This window comes from Labrys sp. F242 (assembly GCF_057813875.1).
In genome coordinates, this window is record NZ_JBVASG010000005.1 from 198155 (window position 1) to 220269 (window position 22115).

The window sequence follows — 22115 nt, forward strand, 5'->3', positions numbered from 1 at the left end:
GGAGGCAAGTCGGGAGGGGGGGCGGCAGACGGCTATCGAAGGGGAAGAGGGGACCCGGCACACCGGAATGACTACTTTGCGCCCTCATCTCGGTTGTTCGATCGGGTCATGCGATTGCCCAAAAGCAGACATTGCTGACCGACGGTCGAGAAGCAGCTCAAGCATTGACCGAATATCACTTTCAGTTCTAGTCTGTGAGGACTAATCCTCGGGGCATCTTATATGTTCGTCTCATCTTTGCGTGGCATCCAGTAGATGTCGCCTATTCGTCCTATCGACATGACCACGTTGAACCAGATCTTCGACATGGAGCAAGGCTATCTCCTCGATTTCTCTGACAGGACGATGGGTGAGTTTTTCGCCCAAGAACTGAACATCGATATCGATGATCAGCGATACCGTCTCGAGGGTACGTCGAAAGCAAAGCGCTTCCGCTCATTCCTGAAGCAGTCTGAGACAGAAGTCGCCGTCAAAGCGCTCCAGCGTCTATGGGAGCACCGCCAAGCGTCCCTTCAAATCCGAGACGTCGTAGATGAAGTGCAGAACGCTCAAGGGCGGCTGCTGGACATCATTGATCGGCTCCGGGGTAACAAGCCTCTAGTCGAGGCCGCATTTACCCGTACGGCATTCAACTGGCAGGTCATCGATCGCCTCCGGAACGACCTTCACGCACTGCATACGGTGGCGCCCCAACAGCGTGGCTATCGTTTCGAGGCCTTTCTGAAGGAGACCTTCGATCTCTTCGGCATGAAGGCCAGAGATCCATTTCGAAATATCGGCGAGCAAATCGACGGCAGCTTCGAGCTTGGCAATGAGACCTATCTGCTGGAAGCCAAATGGCTGAATGCGAAGGTCGGCATCGGCGACCTTCATGCTTTTCACGGCAAGGTAGATCAGAAAGCCGCTTGGGCCCGGGGCGTATTCGTCAGTTACAACGGATTTTCCGATGAAGGTCTCGTTGCCTTCGGTCGGGGGAAACGAATCGTCTGCGTCGAAGGGTTGGACATTGATGATGCTTTCACACGCCGCATCCCCGTGAACCACGTGATCGAGCAAAAAGTCAGGCGTGCTGCCGAGACTGGAAATTGCTTCGTTCGAGTTAGGGACCTGTTTCCATGACCGAAAAGGACAGAACCGCACCCGAGGTTTTCATCATCGAATCGCTAAAGTTCGACGAGGAGCAGGATTATCGAGAGGGCGAATCCATAGCTCGCTCGCTGAAGATGTCAGGCAAGAGCCCCATCTATCGGTATGTTCGCACGGCTCAGGAACTTCAGCACTTCGTGGATGAGTTTGAGGACAGCAACTACCGCTATCTTCACGTCTCTTGTCATGGCAGCAAGACCGGGGTGAGCACGACGCTCAACAATCTGAGCACTGGAGATTTCGCCCAGATCGTCGGGCCGGCTCTGGAAAAAAAGCGCCTGTTCCTTTCCACATGCCAAGCGTCGACGACCGAGATGGCGAGTGCTGTCTTCTCGCGCAGCGGTTGCTACTCGTTGGCGGGGCCCGTCAACAAGATCAATTTTGACGACAGCGTCATCCTGTGGACCTCGTTCTATCACCTAATGTTCAAGGCCAACGAAAGGGCGATGAAGCAGGCGGCTATCAAACAGACAATGGCACAGTGCGCCGCAATGCTGGGCGAGAAGGTCGCATTCTACACTCCGCGAAAGAAGCTAGGACCTGAACGGACGGTGCTGCCTGCCAAGGCGGTTCCATCGCTGACTTAGAGTGGATGTGGGACGCTTATGCTGGAATTCGATCTGCCCCCAGCCATCGCTGATCTGGTCGCTGCGCGGAACAAGCTGAGAGCCCACTACCGTTCGGTGGGGCTGAAATTCACCCTCGATGGCAACCTAGTCGGCGATCTTGGCGAGGCCATCGCCGTCGAGCTCTTCGGTCTGAAGCTTGTTGAGGCTCGATCGACCGCTGGAATTGATGGACGTGCCCCGGATGGCAGGACAGTGCAGGTTAAGGCGACGGGCACCGGCTCAGGGCCAGCGTTCCGGCAGGCAGAGACCAAGGCGCAGCACCTATTGTTTTTCGATCTGGATTTCGAGCGTGCGCGTGGTCTGGTCGTTTTCAACGGCCCCGAGCATGTGGCTGTCGCGTCGCTACCGTCCGTCTTCACCGGTCAACGGTCTTTGACGCGAAGACAGATCCGAGCTGCAGACACCCGAGTGGATAATTCCGATCGACTGCCTCGAGTCGACCTCGCGGTCGGGAGTGGACAGTAATGACGGAAAGCTATCCGCTGACCTTCAGCGACTTAGATCAGAAGATGTACGAAAAGCTCGATGCTGCGGCACGGGACCTTTCCGACTGCACTGCCTATGGGGCCTTCATCATCAAGAAGGGTGGAAGGCGAAGCCTTGGGGACGAGGCTCGACGTATCTACAGCAGTCGGCTTTCATGACGAGCATGGTGGTTTCCTACGCCCGCGCCTTTGCGACGAGCTATGGCTGGCCGAAGATGCCAACAGCGTATCTGAATTCGTTCGACGCGCCGGAAATGGAATTGCATGAGCGGGTGCTGAAACTACGCAATCAGCTCTACGCCCACACCGACTCCGTAAATTATCCCGTGAAGCCATACTACTCGGATCTTCACTCCGACATCATCCATTTCCACGTCCTCGAAATGCCCTATGAGGACATTGAGAAACTCGCCGGCATGTGTCGGAAGATCACCAGGCAATGCCTCGCAGACCAAGTGGACATCAAAGCCAAATACCTCAAACTGGAAGACAGGTCGTCCCGCCGCGTTGTGTAGCGGGGCGCTCGCCGCTCGAACTTCGTCAAGAATGGCTACTTCTTCGCCATGCCCACCGCTGCCGGCACGACCGTAGCACGCCCCACCTCCCGTAGGACTCGTTTATGGCTGCCATCACCTTCGCAGATCGCTCATGGTCGAGGCCGTAGAACAGGGCGCGAAGCAGATCTGCCGGCGGCACCAGATCCTGCGTGATGATGCCCGCCTTGCTGTATCGGAACCCCGGGCCCATAAGCGATCCACCGCTCGGCGTGCGGCCATTATTAGCGTCAGGCTGTCATTAGTCGCCTCGGGGATGTCGATCGTCATGCTTAAGCTGCGCTGCGTGTCTCAAAAAGTGGGCTTGTGTACATGAAGGCACTGACGTGATCTGTCGCGAGGGGTGCAGTCGCACTTCTCGTCGACGCGGGTGGGCCTCTCAACCGGGTTGCGCGTGACGATCTCCTGGTCGACTGCGAAGTTGAGCAGGAGATTGAACAGGCCATGGTCATGTCGGCGGTGCGTGGCCGGTCGGCTAGTTCGCTACCGGCCCATCTAGGCCGTTACCAATGGCCGCTGGGAATGTCCGCTATCGCCGGCACGTCGAAAAAAGCCGCCAGTCTGCTACCGGCCCCAATTTGGTCTTTCCGATGCTCGCGTCCAAATCGTCGTTCCAGAGAGCGAATTGGTATGGCGACAACGCCTCCCTCTTTGTTTGCAGCTCACCGATCCTACAAAGGCTCGAAACGGAAGCCCTTCTCCTTGCGTGAGAGGCGGCCGACGCCGGGCGAGTCGAGATGCGCTCCTGCAACGCAATAGCCGCCGTCGGCTGCCAGGGCCATGAGGCGCATGCGGCTTTCGCGCGCCTGTTCCTGGTCGGCGTCGAACTCCCAGGTCAGCTCCGGCCTGTCGAATTGAAGCGATGGCACGTGAATGGTGTCACCCCAGATCAGGATCGTCTCGCCCTCGCTGGTGACGCGAAAACACGTATGGCCGGCCTCGTGGCCCGGAGCGGCCAAGGCCTCGATATCAGCCCCCAGGAATTGCCCCGACTCGAACGGTTCCGCCCTCTCGTGGAACCGTTCGAGTCGGGCTACGTCCCGGAACAGGCCGAGTTCCGCCCGGGGTACGAAGAGACGGGAGAGGTTCGGGAAGGCATCCTCGCCATTGGGCAGAATGAGCCCGTGAATATGGTCGAGATGCGTGTGGGTAAAGGCGACGGTCCGGATACGGTCGACGGCAATGCACGCCTCGCGCAGGGCCTGGGGCAGAAAGCCCATGCTCGGGTGCCAGGCGTTCGATGATCCGCTGTCGATCAGCGTAACCGCCTCGCCGTCATCGATGGCGAAGGCGTTGACCGAGAGCCTCAGTCCGCCCTCGACGAGATGAAGCTGTGGCGGCAGGTCGGGGCCGAAGGGGCGGTCGCCCGGCTGGCGCAACCGGGTGACGGGCATGTCGACATAGCCGTCCCGGAGGGAAATCAACGCCAAGCGACCGAATTCATAGGCGGCATGATGCTCGCCGGCAGCAATCCGCTTCATCGATGTCTCCTGTCAATATCGCCCTCTCGCATGGCGTCGGGCGTTGTGCCGCGATACGACGAGCAGCCGTTCCAGCGTGCCAGGGAGCCTGGAGATGGGCCCCGGCCGATGTTCCCAGCTATTTCTTCAGCCGATCCAGGATCGCCCGGGCCACAGGCTCGTAGTTCCCGTCGAAATGGTGGCCGCCCGGCCGTTCGATCAGTGTGGCCTTGCTCATTTCGGGGAAGACGCAGGCGGTGCCGTTCTCGACCACTTCTTCCTTGCCGTAGAAGCACATGGTCTTCTCGAAGGGCAGGCTGGGCAGATAGGGCTTGAGGTCGACGTCCGAGGAGGAGGCGACGCCGAGCCAGCCGGAGACCGAGATCTCGAAATCGGCGGTCGGCTCCAGGCCCAGCATGGCGAGGAGGTTGATCTTCTTTTGCATCGGCGGCGGCAATTTCTGCCAAACGAAGGGGATCACGTCCGCGCCCAGCGAATAGCCGATGATGGCCACGCGCTTGGCGCCCCACAGCTTGGTGTAATAGCCGATGATGCGGGTGAGGTCGCCGGCGATGACATCAGGCTCCTTGGTGCTCCAGAAATAGCGCAGCGAATCGACGCCGACCACGGCGACGCCTTCCTTCTGCAGGATCTCGCCGATGGTCTTGTCGATGTCGCGCCAGCCGCCGTCACCGGAGATGAAGATGGCAAGGCCCGTCGGCGGGCCGGAGGCCGGCAGCTCCACCAGAGGCAGGTCGCTGAGTTCCTGGTTGGGCGGCGCGCCCATCTCGACGGCGGCTTTCACCACGGCATCGACAACGGCGTCAGCCCCGCCGTCGGCGACGACCGACTGGGCATCCTTGGTGCCGGCGACGAAGGCCTGCGTCGTCGGATCGGGAGCGGAAGCGCCGACATAGGTCCAGCGTCCCGGCACCTTGGCGAGCGGCTTGTACTGCCATTTGCCGTCGGCGGCCTTGGAGACCGGCGCGCCTTCGCACATGCGCAGCTTGGAGGCCATCTCGTCGGAAAAGCCGGTCGAGACGGCGCCGGCGGCGGTGTTCTCCGGGGCCTGGGCGAGATTGATGTAGGCGAAGGTGCCGCCGAGCGTGCCGAGGCCGACGACCACCGGCCAGCGCCAGGTCTGCATGCCCAGTTGGCGCTGGGCCTCGCGGGCCGAATCCTCGATGTCGCCGAAGGCATAGTGGCAATCTTCCTCGTCGCCCTTGGCGAGGCCGTCGATGAAGGCCTGGCTGTCGATCAGCATCACGGCGGCGCCCTGGTCCACCAATTTGTCGGCCACGGCGCGGTAGGCCGGCGTGAGCCCGTCCTTGTCGGACAGCAGGGCGACGAATTTGGTGGGTTCCTCCTCGGGGGCGAGCACCGTGACGGTGCCGAGGACCTCCTCCTGCACCTTGACCTCACGCGGGGCCGACAGCGCCGATGCCGTGGAGGCCAGCAGGGCGAAACAGAACAAGGCGATGCGGCGCATCAACTGGCCTCCTCGGGCAAAGCGCGTCTCGGGCTCGAAGCGATCAAGCCGGTAACATCCATGAGAATCTGCGGTAGGGCCAGTCCCCCGGGGAAGGCAAGATATTTCGGTCGCCAATCCGGCTTGAACTTGTCCTTGTAGGCCCTGAGGCCTTCGAAATTGTAGAAGCGGTCGCCGCGCTTGTAGACGAAGGAGCCGATGCGGCTCCACAGCGAGGCGAGGCGGTGGCGCGCCAGGCCGGAGAGCGGCGCCATGCCGAGATTGAACCAGGCAAAGCCCTCGCTTTTGGCCTGGGCCAGAAGGCCGATGAACAACAGGTCCATCATGCCGGCCGGGCCTTGCGGCAGATAGCGCATCAGGTCGACCGTATATTCCTGCTTGTCCGCGCCGCGCCAGATATTGGCGAAGGCGACGATGCGGCCGTCCTGGCGGATCACGGCCTGATCGTAGCGCCTGATATAGTCTGAGGACCAGAAGCCGAGCGAAAAGCCCTTTTCCTTGTTGCCCTTCTCCTCGAGCCAGGCGTCCGAGACCGCCTGGAGCTCGCCGAGGATGGCGTCGACTTCGGCGGCCGGCACGATCTCGAAGGAGGCGCCGGAGCGCTCGGCCTTGGCGCGGGCCTGGCGCAGGCGGCGGCCCTCGCTGCCTTCGAGCGTGAACTTTTCGAGGTCGACCCAGGCTTCCTCGCCGAGCTTGGCGAGCGAAAAGCCGGCGTCGAGATAAGCAGGCAGATGGCCGGTGGTGACCTGGTAGAACACCGGCGTGCCGCCATTGCGGTCCACCAGTTCCTTGAAGCGCCAGACCATGGCGTCGACCTCGTCCTCGGGCGCGACGGGATCGCCCATGGCGATCCAGCTTCGCCCCTGCACGCCATACATGGTGAAGCCCTTGCCGCTGGCCGACAACAGGAAGCGCTTGTCGCCGAGCAGGGCCAAATGCGCGTCCGAGCGGGTGGAATCGCTGATCAGGGGCACCAGCGTTTCCAGTTCCTCGGGCGTCGCCGGATCGAAGGCGGCGCGGCTGGGATGCATCAGGATATAGGCGGCGATGCCGATGGCGACCACGGCCATGGCCAGCGTGGCGCGCAGGAAGCGCGGGGCATCGGCGTTGTAGGCGAAATCCCACCACAATTTGTGCTGGTAGTCGACATTGGCATAGACGAAGAAGCCGAGCCAGACGGTGGCGCCCACCGCCACGAGGCAGGCGATGATCCATTCGAAGGAAGGCCGCACCGAGAACAGATCGGCCTGCCGATAGAACTCGTCCCTGTAGAGCACCAGCAGCCCGGCGACGATGCTGCAGATGATGGCCTCCTCGACATCGAGGCCCTTGAACAAAGCGGAGACGGCGCCTGCGATCAGCAGCAAGACGGCCAGCCGCTGGGCATTGGCCATGCGTCGCACCAGGCCATAGGAGACGATCAGCAGCACGAGGCCGGCGATGCTGGCTGCGAGCTGCGACACCTCCAGGAAGGGCAGCGGCACCAGATCGCTCAGGATATCGATGCGATAATGTTCTTCAGGGGTGGCGCTGGAGAACAGCAGGATGACGCCGCCGATGAACACCGCGACGCTGGCGATGCGCGGGATGATCGGCCGGGCGATCGCATGCACCGTCTTGGCGATCCGGCCCACCGAATGCTGGCGCTGGCGGATTTCATAGGCGCCGAACAGCACGCAGGCGATGGCGAAGGGAATGACGTAGTAGACCAGCCGGAACAGGATCAGCGAGACCAGCATGTCCGCGGCGGGAATCTGCGGCTGGGCCAGGATCAGCGTGGTCTCGAACACGCCGACGCCGCCCGGCACATGGCTGATGACGCCGAGCACGGTGGCGATGGCGAACACCACCAGGAAGCTGACGAAACCGGCGTCCGGACCGGCCGGCATGATCAGCCAGAGCGCGCCGGCGGCGGCCACCGTGTCGAGCAGGCCGACCAGGATGGCCCCGAGCGTCGCCTGCGGGCCGGGCAGGGGCATGGTGTGCTCGCCGATGCTGATCGTCCGCGGGCGAAGGGCCGAGATGATCAGCCAGAGCGCGACGCCGCCGATCACGGTGAGGCCGATGGCGAGGTTGAGGCCGGGCGCAAGCCCATCCAGGGGCGCCAGCACGGAGGGCTGGAACAAGAGGCAGACCGCGGCGACGGTGGCGATGCCGAGCCAGAAGGTCAGCGTCGTCAGGGCGCCCACGGCCAGGATCTGGCTCGGTTTCAGGCCATGGGCCTGGTAGAGGCGCCAGCGCACGGCGCCGCCGGTCAGCACGCCGAAGCCGAGCGTATAGGTGAAGGCGTGGCTGATGAAGGAGGTGAAGGCGATCGCCGGCAAGGGCACCTGCCGCGCGCCGACATGGCGCAGGGCCAGCAGGTCATAGCCGATCAGGGCGCCATAGGAGAGCGCGGTGGCGACGAAGGCGAGCGCGACCTGGCTCCAGGCGATGCGGGACACCGCATTGCTCACCTCGGACCAGGTGATGCCGGCGAAAATCTGGTAGAGCACAGCCGCGGCGATGGTGAAGACCACCAGCCCGACCAGCAGGCCGGCCTTGCTCCAGTCGATGTGCTTGAGCAGGCCGGTCTTCGGGCGCTCAGCCGTTGGGATGGCGGCCGCCGAGACCTTGGGGCCGTCGTCGCGCGCCACGGCGCGGTCGAGCGAGCCCACCACTTCAGCCATGCCTTGTTCCCGTTTCAATGCGATTGTCCCAGCTACTGAATCGTTTCTATACGATCAGAGCCTCCTGTCAGCAGTAGAACGGGTTCGAAGTGGCCACCGTGCCCGGTATCCACTCCTGAATTGTTCAGTCTAAGATCAGGAGACGGGCCGTTCATGCTGACAGAAGATGGCATTCCAACGGCAGTCGCGTGAAATATGGGTCACAATCCGGCCATCGCCTCGGGGGGAATGATGGCGCCGCGATGGGTGATCACGCGTGCGGCGAGCCGGTGGCCCTGCAGCGCCGCCTCCTCGTTGGCGCGCTCGCGCCGGCGGGCGGCAAGATAGCCCGCGTTGAAGCTGTCGCCGGCGGCGGTGGTGTCGACGGGCGAGACCGCTTGCGGCACCGGAACGTGGCCATCGATGCCGTCCCGGCGCAGGAAGGCGCCGTTGGTGCCGTCCTTCACCGCGATTTCGCCGATGCCATGGCCGGCCAGGCGCGTGAGCGTGTCCTGCGGCGTGGCATCGCCCCACAGCGCCTGCTCGTCGTCGAAGGTCGGCAGCATGATGTCCACCAAGGGCAGGAAACGGCTGAAAGCCTGCCGGGCCCGGGCGGGATCGCCACCCCAGCCGCGCGGGCGGTAATTGCCGTCGAAGGCGATGCTGGCGCCAGCAGCCTTGGCGCGTTTCAGGACGGCATCGAAACGCTCGAGGCCCGCGGGCGTATAGAGCGACAGCGTAATCCCGGAGAAATAGACGATCGCGGCGGTTTCGATACGGGCGATCAGCGCCTCGGCCTCTGGGAGCTCGAACAGGCTGCGCGCCGGCGCACTGTCGCGCCAGTAATAGAAGCGTCGCTCGCCCTTGGCATCGGTCTCGATGACATAGAGCCCCGGCACGCGGCCGGCCAGGCGCGGCACGCCGGCCATGCCGACCTTCTCGCCGGCGGCGAGGTCCGAGATCGCCTGGGAATAGGGGTCGTCCCCCAGCGCCGTGGCATAGGCGACGCCGAGCCCGAGGCGGGCCGCATAGACGGCGGTGTTGAAGGTATCGCCGCCATAGCCCAGCGACATGCCGTCCCCGCGGCGCGACAGTTCCACCATGCATTCGCCGATGGCGACGAGATCAGTCATCATATTTTCCTTATAGCGCGACTTGCCTTCTCCCCTTGCGGGAGAAGGTGGCCGAGCGCAGCGAGGTCGGATGAGGGGAGGCAGCGAAGACCTGGTAAAGTCATGGCTCTCCCCTCATCCGCCCCTTTGGGGCACCTTCTCCCGCAAGGGGAGAAGGCAAGTCGCGTCTCAACTTCACGCACCCGCGCCCGGATTGGCGCTGAGGAACTCGCCCATGCGCGCCAAAGCCCGCCTGATGTTCTCGGCTGAGTTGGCGTAGGACAGCCGGATATAGCCCTCGCCATATACGCCGAAATCGGGCCCGCCGATGGTGGCGACGCCGGCCTTCTCCAGAAGGGCGGAGGCGAGGGGCTTGGCCTTCCAGCCGGTCGCCCGGATGTTGGGGAAGGCATAGAAGGCGCCCTTCGGCACCACGGAGCTGACGCCGGGCAGGCCGTTGAGGCCATCCACCACGATCTTCCGGCGCCGGTCGAACTCGGCGACCATGGCATGCACCGCATCCTGCGGGCCGGTGAGGGCGGCAAGCCCGGCCCATTGCGCGCTGGCATTGACGCAGGAATAGGAATTGACCGCCAGCTTGCGGGCGGCATCTCCCCAAAGCTTCGGCCAGAGCGAGAAGCCCATGCGCCAGCCCGTCATGGCATAGGTCTTGGACCAGCCGTCGAGCAGGATCAGGCGGTCGCGGATGGAGGGATAGGTCAGCAGCGAGACATGCTGCAGGCCGTCATAGCTCATCTGGCTGTAGATCTCGTCGGAGAGGATGGCGACATGGGGATGGGCCTCCAGCCCCTTCACCAGCGCATCGATCTCGGCCTTGGGCGTGACGCCGCCGGTGGGGTTGGCCGGCGAATTGAGAATGAGAAGGCGGGTGCGCGGCGTGATCAGCGCCAGCGTCTCGGCGGCCGAGAAGGCAAAGCCGTTCTCCTCGCGGATCGGCACCGGCACCGGCGTGGCGCCGGTGAACTCGATCATCGAGCGATAGATCGGAAAGCCGGGATCGGGATAGAGGATCTCCGCGCCGGGCTCGCCGAACATCAGGATGGCCATGAACATGGTGACCTTGCCGCCGGGCACCACGATGACCTCGTCGGGCGAGACGGCAACGCCGGTGCGGTGCTCGACATCGGCGGCGACAGCTTCGCGCAGCGGCAGGATGCCCGTGGCCGGCGTATAGCCATGATGACCGTCGCGCAGCGCCTTGATGGCGGCCTCGACGATATGGTCAGGTGTGGGAAAATCAGGCTGGCCGATGCCCAGATTGATGATGTCGCGCCCCTCGCGTGCCAGATCCGTGGCCCTGGCGAGGACAGCGAAGGCGTTCTCCTCGCCGATGCGGGAAAAGGCGGGAACGAGATCGGGCATTTGGGTCATTCCATTGCGGCGGGATGTCGGCTGAACTGCATTGCTAGCACCAGAATCACGAAACTGGGAATCGGCAATCGGCCGCATGAGCTTTGCCGTTGCGAATAGTCTGACAAAAGTGTTAACTCGTGAAGTAGAGCGTAAATGCTGTCCGCGGTAGAGCGCGGGCGGGGCACGAAAGACAGGGAGGCTTGCCATGGCTGACACCAATAACAAGACGAGAAGATTGCGGTCGCAAGCCTGGTACGACAATCCGGACAATCCGGGTATGACCGCGCTCTATATCGAACGCCAGCTCAATTTCGGCCTGACCCGCAAGGAATTGCAGTCGGGCAAGCCGATCATCGGCATCGCCCAGACCGGCTCGGACCTTTCCCCCTGCAACCGCCATCATCTCGTGCTCGCCGAGCGCGTGCGCGAGGGCATCCGCGAGGCGGGCGGCATCGCTTTCGAATTTCCGGTGCATCCGATCCAGGAGACCGGCAAGCGTCCCGGCGCCGCGCTCGACCGCAACCTGGCTTATCTCGGCCTGGTCGAATTGCTCTACGGCTATCCGATCGATGGCGTGGTGCTGACCATCGGCTGCGACAAGACCACGCCTGCCTGCCTGATGGCGGCGGCCACCGTGAACATCCCGGCCATCGCCCTGTCGGTCGGCCCGATGCTCAACGGCTGGTGGCATGGCGAGCGCACCGGTTCGGGCACGGTGGTCTGGAAGGCGCGCGAGATGCTCGCCACCGGCGAGATCGACTACGAGAACTTCATGGACATGGTGGCCTCCTCGGCCCCCTCGACCGGCTATTGCAACACCATGGGCACCGCCACCACCATGAACTCGCTGGCCGAGGCGCTCGGCATGCAGCTTCCCGGTTCGGCCGCCATTCCCGCGCCCTATCGCGAACGCCAGCAGATTTCCTACGAGACCGGCAAGCGCATCGTCGACATGGTGCATGAGGACCTCAAGCCCTCCGACATCATGACGCGCGAGGCCTTCGAAAACGTCATCGTGGTCAATTCGGCCATCGGCGGTTCCACCAATGCGCCGATCCACATCAACGCCATCGCCCGCCATATCGGGGTCGAGCTCGACATCCGCGACTGGCAGACCGTCGGCCACAAGGTGCCGCTGCTGGTGAACCTGCAGCCGGCCGGCAAATATCTCGGCGAGGACTACCAGCATGCCGGCGGTGTGCCGGCGGTGGTCAACGAACTGATGAAGCACAAGCTGATCCACGAGAATGCGCTCACCGTGAACGGCAAGTCGATCGGCGAAAACTGCAAGGACGCCAAGATCGAGCTGCCCGACGTGATCCGCAGCTTCGACACCGCGCTGGTGCAGGATGCCGGCTTCATCGTGCTCTCGGGCAATTTGTTCGATTCGGCGATCATGAAGACCAGCGTGATCTCCAAGGAATTCCACGACCGCTATCTCGCAGATCCCAAGAACCCCGGCGCCTTCGAAGGGCGGGCCATCGTGTTCGAAGGGCCCGAGGACTACCACCACCGCATCGAGGATCCGGCTCTCGGCATCGACGAACACTGCATGCTGTTCATCCGCGGCACCGGGCCGATCGGCTATCCCGGCGCGGCGGAGGTGGTGAACATGCAGCCGCCGGCCGCGCTGATCAAGCGCGGCATCACCTCGCTACCCTGCATCGGCGACGGGCGCCAGTCGGGCACCTCGGGCTCGCCCTCCATCCTCAACGCCTCGCCGGAAGCAGCCGCGGGCGGCGGTCTCGCGATCCTGCAGACCGGTGATCGGGTGCGCATCGACCTTAACAAGGGCGAGGCCAACATCCTGATCTCCGATGAGGAACTGGCCAAGCGCCGGGCCGATCTCGCCGCGGCGGGTGGCTTTCACTATGCGCCGAGCCAGACGCCCTGGCAGGAAATCCAGCGCGCCATGGTGGATCAGCTCGGCGACGGTATGGTGCTCAAGCCCGCAGTCAAGTATCAGAGGGTCGCCCAGACCTATGGCATCCCCCGCGACAATCACTAGTTGGTGACAAAGTGTCACCGACATGATTTTGACGGGATGCTCGCATAGAAGGCGGGGCCGGTCGCTGCCGGCCCTTCCCAAGTGGGTTCCTCCTGATCGAGCCACAGGCTCGATCAGGAGGAACCCACGGGATTTCAAATGCTTGCGAAATTTCCCGATATTGCTCATTCGTGAGTAATATCGGGAAATTTCGCTTGGACCTGCCAGGACCCGTGCCATGACCTTGAAACGCCTTGCCGCTCCCCTTGCCGCCGGATTGCTCCTGACGGTTGCCGTGGGTGGCAGCGCTCAGGCTGGCCTGTTCGATTTCCTGTTCCGGCCCCGCCAGGAATCGCGGCCGGCGCCAGCACCCGTGCCGCAGCAACAGCAACAGCAGCAACGCGCTCGTCCGGCACCCGCGCCCGTGGTCAGCGCGCCCAAGGCGCGGGGCTACTGCGTGCGCACCTGTGACGGCTATTATTTCGCCACCGGCTTCATCCGCTCCCAGCGCGACGAGGACATGCAGAGCTCGATGTGCGAAGCCTCGTGCTCGGGCGGCCAGATGGTGCTCTACAAGGCCAGCGGTTCCAATGACGGCAGCAATGGCAACACCAAGCCAGCGATCGAATCGGCCGTCGACAGTGCAGGCGCGCTCTACACCGCGCTGCCCACCGCTTATGCCTTCCGCGACAGCGAAAACCCGGCCTGTACCTGCCAGTCCAATGCGCGTGGCCTGCCGCAGATCCCGATCTCGGTCGATCCCACTTTGCGCAATGGCGACATCGTGGTGATGCCGGATGGCCTCAAGGTGTTCCGCGGCGCTGGCAATGTGCCTCACCCCGATACGGATTTCAGCTCGGTCGCCTCCTCCAAGGCCCTGTCCGGCGTGGTGCGCCAGCAGGTGCTTTCGCTTGAACAACGCATCGCGCCGCCGCAATAATGCGATCATCTGATCATTTGATCGTTGGGATGATGGATCGGAATCGGCACGGGCCGCTTTCCTGATCGCATAGGCGCGAAGGACATTCGATGGACTTGTCGACTTGGAAGGGCGTGCCGCGCCCGGAGCGCGTCGTGCTCGATGGACGTTATACCCGCCTCGAGCCACTCGATCCGGTGCGCCATGGCGCCGATCTCCTGCATTCGGCGCAGGAGCCGGGGGCCGACGGGCGCTTCCGCTACCTGTTCGAAGGCGTACCGGGGAATGCCGCCGACTTCTCGGCCTGGCTCGACAAAGCGTCCTCGATAGCGGATCCGATGTTCTTTGCGGTGATCGACAGAGCGAGCGGCAAGGCCGAGGGCCGACAGGCCCTGATGCGGATCGAGCCCGTGCACGGCGTCATCGAGATCGGCAGCATTCTCTGGGGGCCCGCGATCGCCCGCACGCGGGTGACGACGGAAGCTCTCTATCTCTTCGCCCGCCATGCCTTCGAGACGCTTGGCTATCGGCGCTTCGAATGGAAGTGCCATAATCTCAACGAACCGTCCAAGCGGGCGGCGACGCGCTTCGGCTTCACCTTCGAGGGCGTCTTCCGCCAGCATATGGTGGCCAAGGGCCAAAACCGCGATACTGCCTGGTTCTCGATCATCGACGGCGAATGGCCACGTCTCAAGGCGGGCTACGAAGCCTGGCTGGATCCAGCCAATTTTGACGCTCAAGGTCAGCAGAAGAGCAAGCTGAGCTTCGGCTGAAGGCTTGCTGGGCGAAAACGGCCCGATTCAAAATCGGGTTCCTTGGTCGCTAAGGTGGATTCGAGCCCGTTCCAGCTTCGATTTCTTCGTCACGATTGCGCAGGGGATTGACGTCGTGCACCAGGCGGGCTGCGGTCGCGAGAGCGGTCATCCCCCTCTTTTTCACCTCCGGGGGTAAGCCGGTCTGGTCGAACGCCTTGTCCATGCTGCGGATCCAGATGTCGCGCGTCTCGGCTGTCACAGCCACATGGGCATGGATGGCCCTCACATCCGAATGGCCGTGAAATTCGACATAGAGACGCGGTCCCCCGAAGAAGCCCATCAGGAAGCGGGTCTGCTCGACGCGGGAATGGGCGACGCCATGGCCGTCGAGATGCAGCATGTAGAGTGCGGCCGCCGCCGGATCCTGCTCGACGATGTCGTAAAACAAGTCCACAAGCCGGGAGATACCGTCTTCGCCGCCCAATTGCTGGTAAATGGAGGGACGCTGCTGTTGCATCGTTTCGACCTGTCGAGCGCTGCACGGGTTGCGTCGACATCGTGATGGCAATGTGCCGGCTCGGCAATCTGCCATCACGTCGCGGTTGGCAAGGGCCGGAAGTTCGCCTCCAACTCCTTGCAGCGTTCCTGGCGCCTCGCAGCGACGGGATTGGGCTCAGCCAATCCGCATCGAGAGTTCGACATCCTCGCCGAAGGGGGTCGACAGATAGCCTCGGGCCGGCGAGCGCACGCGGGCGAGATAGTCGGGGCTGTAGTCGGCATTGTCGGCGACGATGAGGGCGCCAGGCCTGAGCCGGCTTTCCAGCAGATCGAGGATCTCGGGGTAGAGGGCCTTGGCGCCGTCGAGCAGGACCAGATCGATCGCCTCCGGCAGGCCGGTGCTCAGCGTACGCAGTGCGTCTCCCTCCCGGATTTCGACGAGATCGAGAAGACCGCCGGCGGCAAGGTTTTGCCGGGCCCGTTCCAGCTTGGACGGCTCGAACTCGCTGGTGATCAGACGGCCGCCGCCATTGTCCCGCAGCGCCGCGGCCAGATGCAGGGTCGAGATGCCGAACGAGGTTCCGAATTCGACGATCGTCTGCGCCCGGCAACTGCGGGCCAGCATGTAGAGCAGCAGGCCGGTTTCGCGCGAAACGGCGAGCGGCAGGTCCTTCAGCCGGCCATAAAGGTCGAGATATTCGGTCTTGCTGCCCATCAGGCGCTCGCGTTCCGGGCGGGAGAGCTCGGCCACGGCGGGGATCGCTGCCGGCGAGGTGGCGTCGGCCTCTTCGAACAGGCGGTCCAGCAGGAGCGCAAGCGGGGCGGCGGTCAGGGTGGTCATGGCAGGCTCCGGTTTGGGAAAACGCATTCTTGCGCCGGACTAGAAATACGATTAATTCGTCGCGTTCACTATTCGCATTGGCCTGCATCCCGATGACCGATCGTCGAAGCTCTTCTGTTTCCTTACGAAAACAGCCTCGGCAGACCCGCTCGACCGAGCTGGTCGCCGTCATTCTGGAGGCTGCCATTCAGGTTTTGAGGAAGGAGGGCGCTCAGCGCTTCACCACGGCGCGGGTGGCCGAGAAGGCCGGCGTCAGCGTCGGTTCGCTCTATCAATATTTCCCCAACAAGGCGTCGATTCTCTTCAGGCTCCAGAGCGACGAATGGCGGCAGACGACCGAGTTACTGCGCGCCATCCTGCAGGATGGCGACAAGCCGCCGCTCGAAAGGCTGCGTGTTCTCGTCCATACCTTCATCCGCTCGGAATGCGACGAGGCCACGGTGCGCGGGGCGCTCGACGATGCTGCGCCGCTCTACCGTGACGCGCCCGAGGCGGAGGCAGCCAAGGCAGCGGGAGACGGCATCGTCGAGGCCTTCATGCGGGAGGCTCTGCCGAAGGCTTCGGAAACGACACGAACCTTGGCCGGGGACCTGATCGCCTCTACGCTGAGCGCGGTCGGCAAGCAATTTTCGGAAAGCCCGCGGACGCCGGCGGAGATCGAGGCCTATTCCGATGCCATGGCCGACATGGTGTGCGCCTATCTCGAACGGTTGATGGCGAATTGAGGGGGAGCCCGGGAGAGCCGACAATCCCGGCGAGGCTTCGAGGGCGGATGAACGTCCTTGCTTTGGAACCTCTTGCGGGTCGGCATCGATTGCGCGAATGCTCGATCGGGCGGATTCGGATGTGCATCATCACCGGTCCCCCTCGATCCCCGATAGCTGCACGATTTCGAGCCTCGTCATGAAATTTCGTCGCGCCGCCAGAACCGAGATCCCTGCGATCACCGTCCTGCAGCAGGCGGCCTATGCTCCCTTGAAACAGCGCATCGGCATATCCCTGCCGCCGCATGATGCGGATTTCATGGCCCTGTTCGAGGCGATGGAGATCTGGGTGTCCGGTTCGTCCGAGGCCCTCGAAACTGCCCTCATCGTCGAGCCGAAACCCGATCATCTGCTGATCTGGAGCCTTGCCGTGGCCCCTGCGCTCAAGGGCCGTCGCCTGGGTTCGGCCCTGCTCGATTTTGCCGAAGACCGGGCCCGGCGCGACGGGCATGGGCTCGTGCGGCTCTACACCAATGAGCGCTTCACCGAGAATGTCGCCTGGTACCAGCGGCGCGGCTACGCCATCGAGCGGGTGGAGGAACGCCCCGATCGCCGCATCGTGCATTTCAGCCGCGACGTCACGGCTCTTGTTCCGTAGTTCGGCCTCAGCGGCCGGCTACCAGGACCGGGTCGCTGCGATAGACGGACGGGAAGAGCTGCCGGAGGGCGGCGACCTTGGGCAGGTCGTTGATGACGATATAGGGCTGGGTCGGATGGCGGGTCAGGTAATCCTGGTGATAGGCCTCCGCCGCAAAGAAGCCCTGCAGCGGCGCGATGCGTGTCGCGATCGGCCGGGCGAAGGCCTTGGCACCGTCGAGCTGGCTGACATAGGCGGTGGCGATGCTGGCCTGTTCCGCGCTGGCGGTGAAGATCTGCGAGCGGTATTGCGTGCCGCTGTCGGGACCCTGCCGATTGAGCTGGGTGGGATCATGCGCCACCGAGAAATAGATCTGCAGGATCTGGCCGTAGGAGATGAGGCGGGGATCGAAACGGATGCGCACCGCTTCGGCGTGACCAGTCGAGCCGGTCGAGACGGTGTCGTAGGTGGCGGTGTCGGCCGTGCCGCCGGCATAACCCGAAACCGCCGAGGTGACGCCTTTCACATGCTGGAACACGCCCTGCACGCCCCAGAAGCAGCCGCCTGCCAGCACCGCTGTTTCCGAGCCTGCTGTCGATCGGGTGTCGAGGCCGGGGGCGGCGACCTTGCGCGGCGATTCTTCGGCGTTCGAAACCGAGAACCACAGGCCGGTGCCGAGGCAGGTCGTAAGGGCTGCTGCCAGGATCAGGATGCCGCGTCGTTTCATCATCGTCCTCCACTCGAGCAAAACGCGTTTGAGTGTGAACGCTCATTTGCTCTAGCTCCTTGTTTCCGAGCCAATCCAAAGGATTGGCTGGAGCGTCTTTGCGATCAGGAATGATTCATTCAAGTCACAGAACGCTTTGCCGAAGCAAGACATCATCGCGTCTGGAGGATTATACGCGCGGGCAGGGTAGGTTCGTTACGCTTCACGCCGATTTGAGGTCGATGCCGCCGCGGATACCGGTCGCGTGATCAGCCGCGGAAGGCCTGCAGGAGCTCGGAAAGCGTCGGTCCGATGGCTGCCAGTTCCTTCAGATGGGTTTCCGATAAGGCCTGCAGCTTCTGTCGGCCTGCCTCGCTGAGCCGCACCAGCACGCGCCGGCCATCGGACGGATCGGCCATGCGTTCGACCAGGCTGAGCTTGCCGAGCCGGTCGACCAGTTCGACGACGCTGTGGTGGCGCAGGATCAGGATCTCGGCCAATTCGCCGATCGAGAGGGCACCGCCCTGCGACAGGCCGGCGATGGCGAGCAAGGCCTGGTGCTGCTGCGAGGTTAAGCCCTCCGCGCCCGCCGCCTCCTCGCTGAAGGCGAGGAATTTGCGCAAGGCATGCCGAAAGCGTGCGAGGGCGGCGTAGTCCGGATCTTGTTGCCGCATAGGGTCCATCGCTCCACGATTCTCCTGTCTGCCGCACTCTCTACGAAAATCCGTTGACTTGCGCAAAATATATCGTATTGCGATACAAAATTCAGCCGGGCCAGGCCCGACAGATGGATATCAGAGACATGACCACTTCGACTCTGGGCACCCCGGGGCATGATGCCGAGGCGGGGACCCGCGGGTTGCCGGCGCGCCTGGGCGATTTCACCACGGACAGGCGGGTGATCCTCCTGATGGCGATCGCCGTTTTTGTCGGCACGGCTGGCGTGGGCGCCGCCTTCGCGCTGCTGCGCCTGATCACGCTGTGCACCAACATCGCCTATTATGGCCGTTTTTCGCTGGAGAGCCTGCCGATCTCCGGTACGCCGCTCGGTTGGGCGGCCGTGTTCGTGCCAGTGATCGGCTGCCTGATCATCGGCCTAATGGCACGCTACGGCTCTGAGAAGATCCGCGGCCATGGCATTCCCGAGGCGATGGAGGCGATCCTGATCGGCAAGAGCCGGATCAATCCCAAGGTGGCGGTGCTGAAGCCGCTGTCCTCGGCAATCTCGATCGGCTCGGGTGGTCCCTTCGGCGCCGAAGGGCCGATCATCATGACGGGCGGGGCCATCGGCTCCCTCATCGCCCAGATGATCCATCTCAGCGCCAATGAGCGCAAGGCGTTGTTGGTCGCCGGCGCCGCGGCGGGCATGACGGCGGTGTTCGGTACCCCGATCGCAGCGGTGCTGCTGGCAATCGAGCTCTTGCTGTTCGAATGGAAGCCTCGCAGCTTCCTGCCGGTGGTGGTCGCGGCCGCCGTGGCAGCCGCGGAACGCGGACTGCTGCTCGACCCCACACCCCTGTTCGGCTTCACCGGGCACATGGCGTTGTCCCTGCCCGGTTTCCTCAGCTGGGTCTTGATGGGTATCGTCGCCGGCGTGGGTTCGGGCGTCCTCACAGCCATGGTCTATGCCAGCGAGGACTTCTTCCATCGTTTGCCGCTGCATTGGATGTGGTGGCCTCTGTTCGGAGGCCTGGCGATCGGCATTGGCGGCCTGTTCGACCCGAGTGCCCTCGGCGTGGGCTACGACAATATCCGCCATCTGCTCTCCGGCGAGATGGCTCTCAAGGCGGTGATCCTGCTCCTGGTGGTCAAGTCCCTGATCTGGTCAATCTCGCTCGGTTCGGGGACATCCGGCGGTGTCCTCGCGCCCTTGATGATGCTCGGCGGCGCGCTGGGAGCGCTGGCAGGCCTTGTCCTGCCGCAAGCCGATCCGGGTTTCTGGGCCCTGCTCGGCATGGCGGCGATGATGGGCGGCACCATGCGCGCGCCGCTGACTGCGACGCTCTTTGCGGTGGAGCTCACCGCCAATCTCGGCGTACTCCTGCCACTCCTCACGGCCTGCGGCATGGCCTATGCCACCACCGTGCTGACCATGAAGCGTTCCATCCTGACGGAGAAGATCGCTCGTCGTGGCCATCATATTTCGGGCGAGTACCACACCGATCCGTTCGATCTCGCCCGTGTAGCCGATCTGATGGTGCGTGAGGTCGACACGCTACCTGCAGCGATGACGGTGGCGCGGGCGGTTGCCTTCTTCACTGGCGGGGAGCCCCGCCACAAGAGCTATCCGGTCGTCGATGCCGAACGGCGCGTGGTCGGCATGGTTTCTCGGGGTCATATCCTCGATTGGTCGGTGCATGCCTCGGAGGATGACGACATTCAATCCCTGTCGCTGGAGGAGATACTCGAGGGGCAGGAACTCGAGATCGGCTATGCCGATGAACTCGCCGGCGCGCTCGCTGATCGCATGGCGATTGCCGATATTGGCCGGGTACCGGTGCTTGATCGCAAGAGCGGGACCCTGGTCGGCTTGATGGCGCGCAAGGATCTGCTCCAGGTCAGGGCGCATCGGCGCGCCGAGGAGCACGACCGCGGCGTGATGATCCGGCTAAGAGCCCGGGGCGCGCGGGGGATCTGAGGCCGGCTGGAACGTTCAACCCGCTTGAAGTCATTGCGAGGAGCAGAGCAACGCGGCAATCCAGGCCTTTTGGGGTCTGGATCGCTTCGCTCCGCTCGCGATGGCGGTTAACTTTGTTCGCCGATCGGGATGAGGACGGGTTTCAGAAGAACAGATCGTATTCGCGCGGACTCAGCACCGAGAGGAAATCCTCGTGCTGGCCATGGACCAAATGGGCGTAGGTCTCCAGATAGCGCTTGGAGAAATACTCCTTCAACAGGCTCGCCCGCGCCAGCCGGCGCGCGGCTTCGAAGACATCGGCCGGCAGGCCGGGATCGCGCGTGAAGCCGGCATGCTTGCCGACAACGGGCGCATCCGGTTCTAGTTTCCTGGTAATGCCGTAATGGGCGGCGGCGAGGATGGCCGCCAATACCAGATAGGGATTGGCATCCGCACCGGCGACGCGATGCTCGATGCGCCGTCCCGCGCCCTTGTCGGTGGGTATGCGCAGGGCGACGGTGCGGTTATCCTCACCCCATTTGCGATTGACCGGTGCGAACAGCCCGCCGAAGCGGCGGAAGGAATTGTGGTTGGGCGCAAAGAAGGCGAGCGATTCAGGCATCAGGCGCTGCATGCCGGCGATGGCATGGCGGATCGTCTGTTCGCCGGTGGCGGGATTGGCGAAGATGTTGCGGCCTTCGGCATCGGCGAGGCTGACATGCACATGCAGGCCCGATCCCGCCTCGTCCTCATAGGGTTTGGCCATGAAGGTGGCGTCCCAGCCTTCGGCACGGGCGGTACCGCGGATCAGTCTTTTCAGCAGCACGGCGTGATCACCGGCGAGCATGGCATCATCAGTATGATGCAGATTGGTCTCGAACTGGGCCACACCCATCTCGGCGATGATGCTGCCCATCGGCACATTCTGCGCCCGCGCCGCATCATCGGCCTTCGCCGACCACAGTGCCACTTCCTCCAGCGTCAGCACCGACAGGTTGGTCGGCGGACCGAGCGGCCGGCCGGTGCGCTTGAGGATCGGCGGGCGGATGCGGCCATCGGCCTCGCGAGTGCCGTCGGTGAGGAAGAACTCGTATTCGCAAGCCACGGTGGGATGGAGCCCGTCGGCAGCGAGGCGGGCGAGGATGGTCTTAAGCAGGTGGCGCGGATCGGTCCATAACGGTTCGCCCGAAACGGCATAGGAGATGTTGAGCATGACCTGCGCCGTCGGCACGGCTGCCCAAGGCATTGGCTTGAGCGTGCCTGGTATCGGCACGCCCTTGGCATCCGGGTCGCCATCGTCCCAGCCGATGCCGCCGGAGCCATAGCCGTCATGCCTGGCATCGAGCACATAGGGCGCGGCGGAAAAGCCCATGCCGGAACGGTAGAGGCTGTCGATCTCCTCGATCGGCAGGCGCTTGCCAAAACCATAGCCGGTCAAATCGGGGGTAAAGGCTTCGATGAAGCGGGTATCGGGATGGGCGGCAAGAAAAGCGGCGACTTCGGGGTGACGGGAAGCGCTGGTATCGGCGGGCATGGGGAGGGGTCTCACTGATG

At 63.5% G+C, this 22115-nt stretch carries 21 protein-coding genes; 11 read left to right on the forward strand and 10 right to left on the reverse strand.

The window, feature by feature from the left end; all coding sequences use genetic code 11:
- The first annotated feature begins 255 nt into the window (after window positions 1-255).
- The 5 genes from ACZYTC_RS27380 to ACZYTC_RS27400 are packed head-to-tail and all read left to right on the forward strand — an operon-like array spanning window position 256 to window position 2775.
- Window positions 256-1119, forward strand: coding sequence for a restriction endonuclease (locus ACZYTC_RS27380; RefSeq protein ID WP_488991021.1), 864 nt, complete (start codon window positions 256-258; stop codon window positions 1117-1119).
- The gene (locus tag ACZYTC_RS27385) at window positions 1116-1733 is read left to right on the forward strand and encodes a hypothetical protein (protein ID WP_488991022.1); all 618 of its coding nucleotides are present in this window, start codon (window positions 1116-1118) and stop codon (window positions 1731-1733) included. The genes ACZYTC_RS27380 and ACZYTC_RS27385 overlap by 4 nt, the downstream gene beginning before the upstream one ends.
- 18 nt (window positions 1734-1751) lie before the next feature.
- The gene (locus ACZYTC_RS27390; protein WP_488991023.1) at window positions 1752-2240 is read left to right on the forward strand and encodes a DUF6998 domain-containing protein; all 489 of its coding nucleotides are present in this window, start codon (window positions 1752-1754) and stop codon (window positions 2238-2240) included.
- The gene (locus tag ACZYTC_RS27395; RefSeq protein WP_488991024.1) at window positions 2240-2419 is read left to right on the forward strand and encodes a hypothetical protein; all 180 of its coding nucleotides are present in this window, start codon (window positions 2240-2242) and stop codon (window positions 2417-2419) included. The genes ACZYTC_RS27390 and ACZYTC_RS27395 overlap by 1 nt, the downstream gene beginning before the upstream one ends.
- Window positions 2416-2775 (forward strand): hypothetical protein, encoded by a 360-nt coding sequence (locus ACZYTC_RS27400; RefSeq protein ID WP_488991025.1) that lies wholly within the window; start codon window positions 2416-2418, stop codon window positions 2773-2775. The genes ACZYTC_RS27395 and ACZYTC_RS27400 overlap by 4 nt, the downstream gene beginning before the upstream one ends.
- Window positions 2776-3485: 710 nt before the next feature.
- Here ACZYTC_RS27400 and ACZYTC_RS27405 read toward each other — a convergent pair.
- From ACZYTC_RS27405 to ACZYTC_RS27425, 5 genes are all read right to left on the reverse strand, one after another.
- Window positions 3486-4295, reverse strand: coding sequence for an MBL fold metallo-hydrolase (locus ACZYTC_RS27405; RefSeq protein ID WP_488991026.1), 810 nt, complete (start codon window positions 4293-4295; stop codon window positions 3486-3488).
- Window positions 4296-4413: 118 nt separating this feature from the next.
- Window positions 4414-5763, reverse strand: coding sequence for a virulence factor family protein (locus ACZYTC_RS27410; RefSeq protein WP_488991027.1), 1350 nt, complete (start codon window positions 5761-5763; stop codon window positions 4414-4416).
- Complete coding sequence (mprF, locus tag ACZYTC_RS27415; protein ID WP_488991028.1) at window positions 5763-8432, reverse strand: bifunctional lysylphosphatidylglycerol flippase/synthetase MprF; 2670 nt, start codon at window positions 8430-8432, stop codon at window positions 5763-5765. The genes ACZYTC_RS27410 and mprF overlap by 1 nt, the downstream gene beginning before the upstream one ends.
- Before the next feature lie 200 nt (window positions 8433-8632).
- Entirely contained in the window at window positions 8633-9544 is a 912-nt protein-coding gene (locus ACZYTC_RS27420; protein ID WP_488991029.1) for a sugar kinase, read from the reverse strand.
- Between the two features lie 174 nt (window positions 9545-9718).
- On the reverse strand, window positions 9719-10906 hold the full coding sequence (locus ACZYTC_RS27425; RefSeq protein ID WP_488991030.1) for a pyridoxal phosphate-dependent aminotransferase: 1188 nt from the start codon (window positions 10904-10906) through the stop codon (window positions 9719-9721).
- A 196-nt stretch (window positions 10907-11102) separates the two neighbouring features.
- On the opposite strand from ACZYTC_RS27425, the gene ACZYTC_RS27430 reads away from it, so the two are divergent.
- The 3 genes from ACZYTC_RS27430 to ACZYTC_RS27440 all read left to right on the forward strand — a co-directional run bounded on the left by ACZYTC_RS27430 (window position 11103) and on the right by ACZYTC_RS27440 (window position 14576).
- The gene (locus ACZYTC_RS27430; RefSeq protein ID WP_434955036.1) at window positions 11103-12905 is read left to right on the forward strand and encodes an IlvD/Edd family dehydratase; all 1803 of its coding nucleotides are present in this window, start codon (window positions 11103-11105) and stop codon (window positions 12903-12905) included.
- Between the two features lie 217 nt (window positions 12906-13122).
- The gene (locus tag ACZYTC_RS27435; protein WP_434955037.1) at window positions 13123-13824 is read left to right on the forward strand and encodes a DUF2865 domain-containing protein; all 702 of its coding nucleotides are present in this window, start codon (window positions 13123-13125) and stop codon (window positions 13822-13824) included.
- Between the two features lie 89 nt (window positions 13825-13913).
- Window positions 13914-14576 carry a GNAT family N-acetyltransferase gene (locus tag ACZYTC_RS27440; RefSeq protein WP_488991031.1) on the forward strand — a complete coding sequence of 221 codons (663 nt, stop codon included), beginning with the start codon at window positions 13914-13916 and terminating at the stop codon, window positions 14574-14576.
- Between the two features lie 49 nt (window positions 14577-14625).
- Here ACZYTC_RS27440 and ACZYTC_RS27445 read toward each other — a convergent pair whose 3' ends face one another.
- Both ACZYTC_RS27445 and ACZYTC_RS27450 read right to left on the reverse strand, forming a co-directional pair.
- Complete coding sequence (locus ACZYTC_RS27445) at window positions 14626-15075, reverse strand: group II truncated hemoglobin (protein ID WP_488991032.1); 450 nt, start codon at window positions 15073-15075, stop codon at window positions 14626-14628.
- Between the two features lie 156 nt (window positions 15076-15231).
- On the reverse strand, window positions 15232-15897 hold the full coding sequence (locus tag ACZYTC_RS27450; protein WP_488991033.1) for an O-methyltransferase: 666 nt from the start codon (window positions 15895-15897) through the stop codon (window positions 15232-15234).
- 92 nt (window positions 15898-15989) lie between these two features.
- On the opposite strand from ACZYTC_RS27450, the gene ACZYTC_RS27455 reads away from it, so the two are divergent.
- Both ACZYTC_RS27455 and ACZYTC_RS27460 read left to right on the forward strand, forming a co-directional pair.
- The gene (locus ACZYTC_RS27455) at window positions 15990-16622 is read left to right on the forward strand and encodes a TetR/AcrR family transcriptional regulator (protein WP_434955041.1); all 633 of its coding nucleotides are present in this window, start codon (window positions 15990-15992) and stop codon (window positions 16620-16622) included.
- Window positions 16623-16800: 178 nt separating this feature from the next.
- Complete coding sequence (locus tag ACZYTC_RS27460; RefSeq protein WP_481273772.1) at window positions 16801-17259, forward strand: GNAT family N-acetyltransferase; 459 nt, start codon at window positions 16801-16803, stop codon at window positions 17257-17259.
- A 7-nt stretch (window positions 17260-17266) separates the two neighbouring features.
- Here the strand turns inward: ACZYTC_RS27460 and msrA are convergent, their stop codons facing one another.
- Entirely contained in the window at window positions 17267-17965 is a 699-nt protein-coding gene (gene msrA / locus ACZYTC_RS27465; protein ID WP_488991108.1) for a peptide-methionine (S)-S-oxide reductase MsrA, read from the reverse strand.
- 248 nt (window positions 17966-18213) lie between these two features.
- Window positions 18214-18618 (reverse strand): MarR family winged helix-turn-helix transcriptional regulator, encoded by a 405-nt coding sequence (locus tag ACZYTC_RS27470; RefSeq protein ID WP_481273773.1) that lies wholly within the window; start codon window positions 18616-18618, stop codon window positions 18214-18216.
- 128 nt (window positions 18619-18746) lie between these two features.
- Between ACZYTC_RS27470 and ACZYTC_RS27475 the strand changes: the two genes are divergently transcribed.
- Entirely contained in the window at window positions 18747-20582 is a 1836-nt protein-coding gene (locus ACZYTC_RS27475; RefSeq protein WP_488991034.1) for a chloride channel protein, read from the forward strand.
- A 142-nt stretch (window positions 20583-20724) separates the two neighbouring features.
- Here the strand turns inward: ACZYTC_RS27475 and ACZYTC_RS27480 are convergent, their stop codons facing one another.
- Window positions 20725-22095, reverse strand: a complete 1371-nt coding sequence (locus ACZYTC_RS27480; RefSeq protein WP_481273775.1) for a glutamine synthetase family protein — start codon at window positions 22093-22095, stop codon at window positions 20725-20727.
- Window positions 22096-22115: the final 20 nt, after the last annotated feature.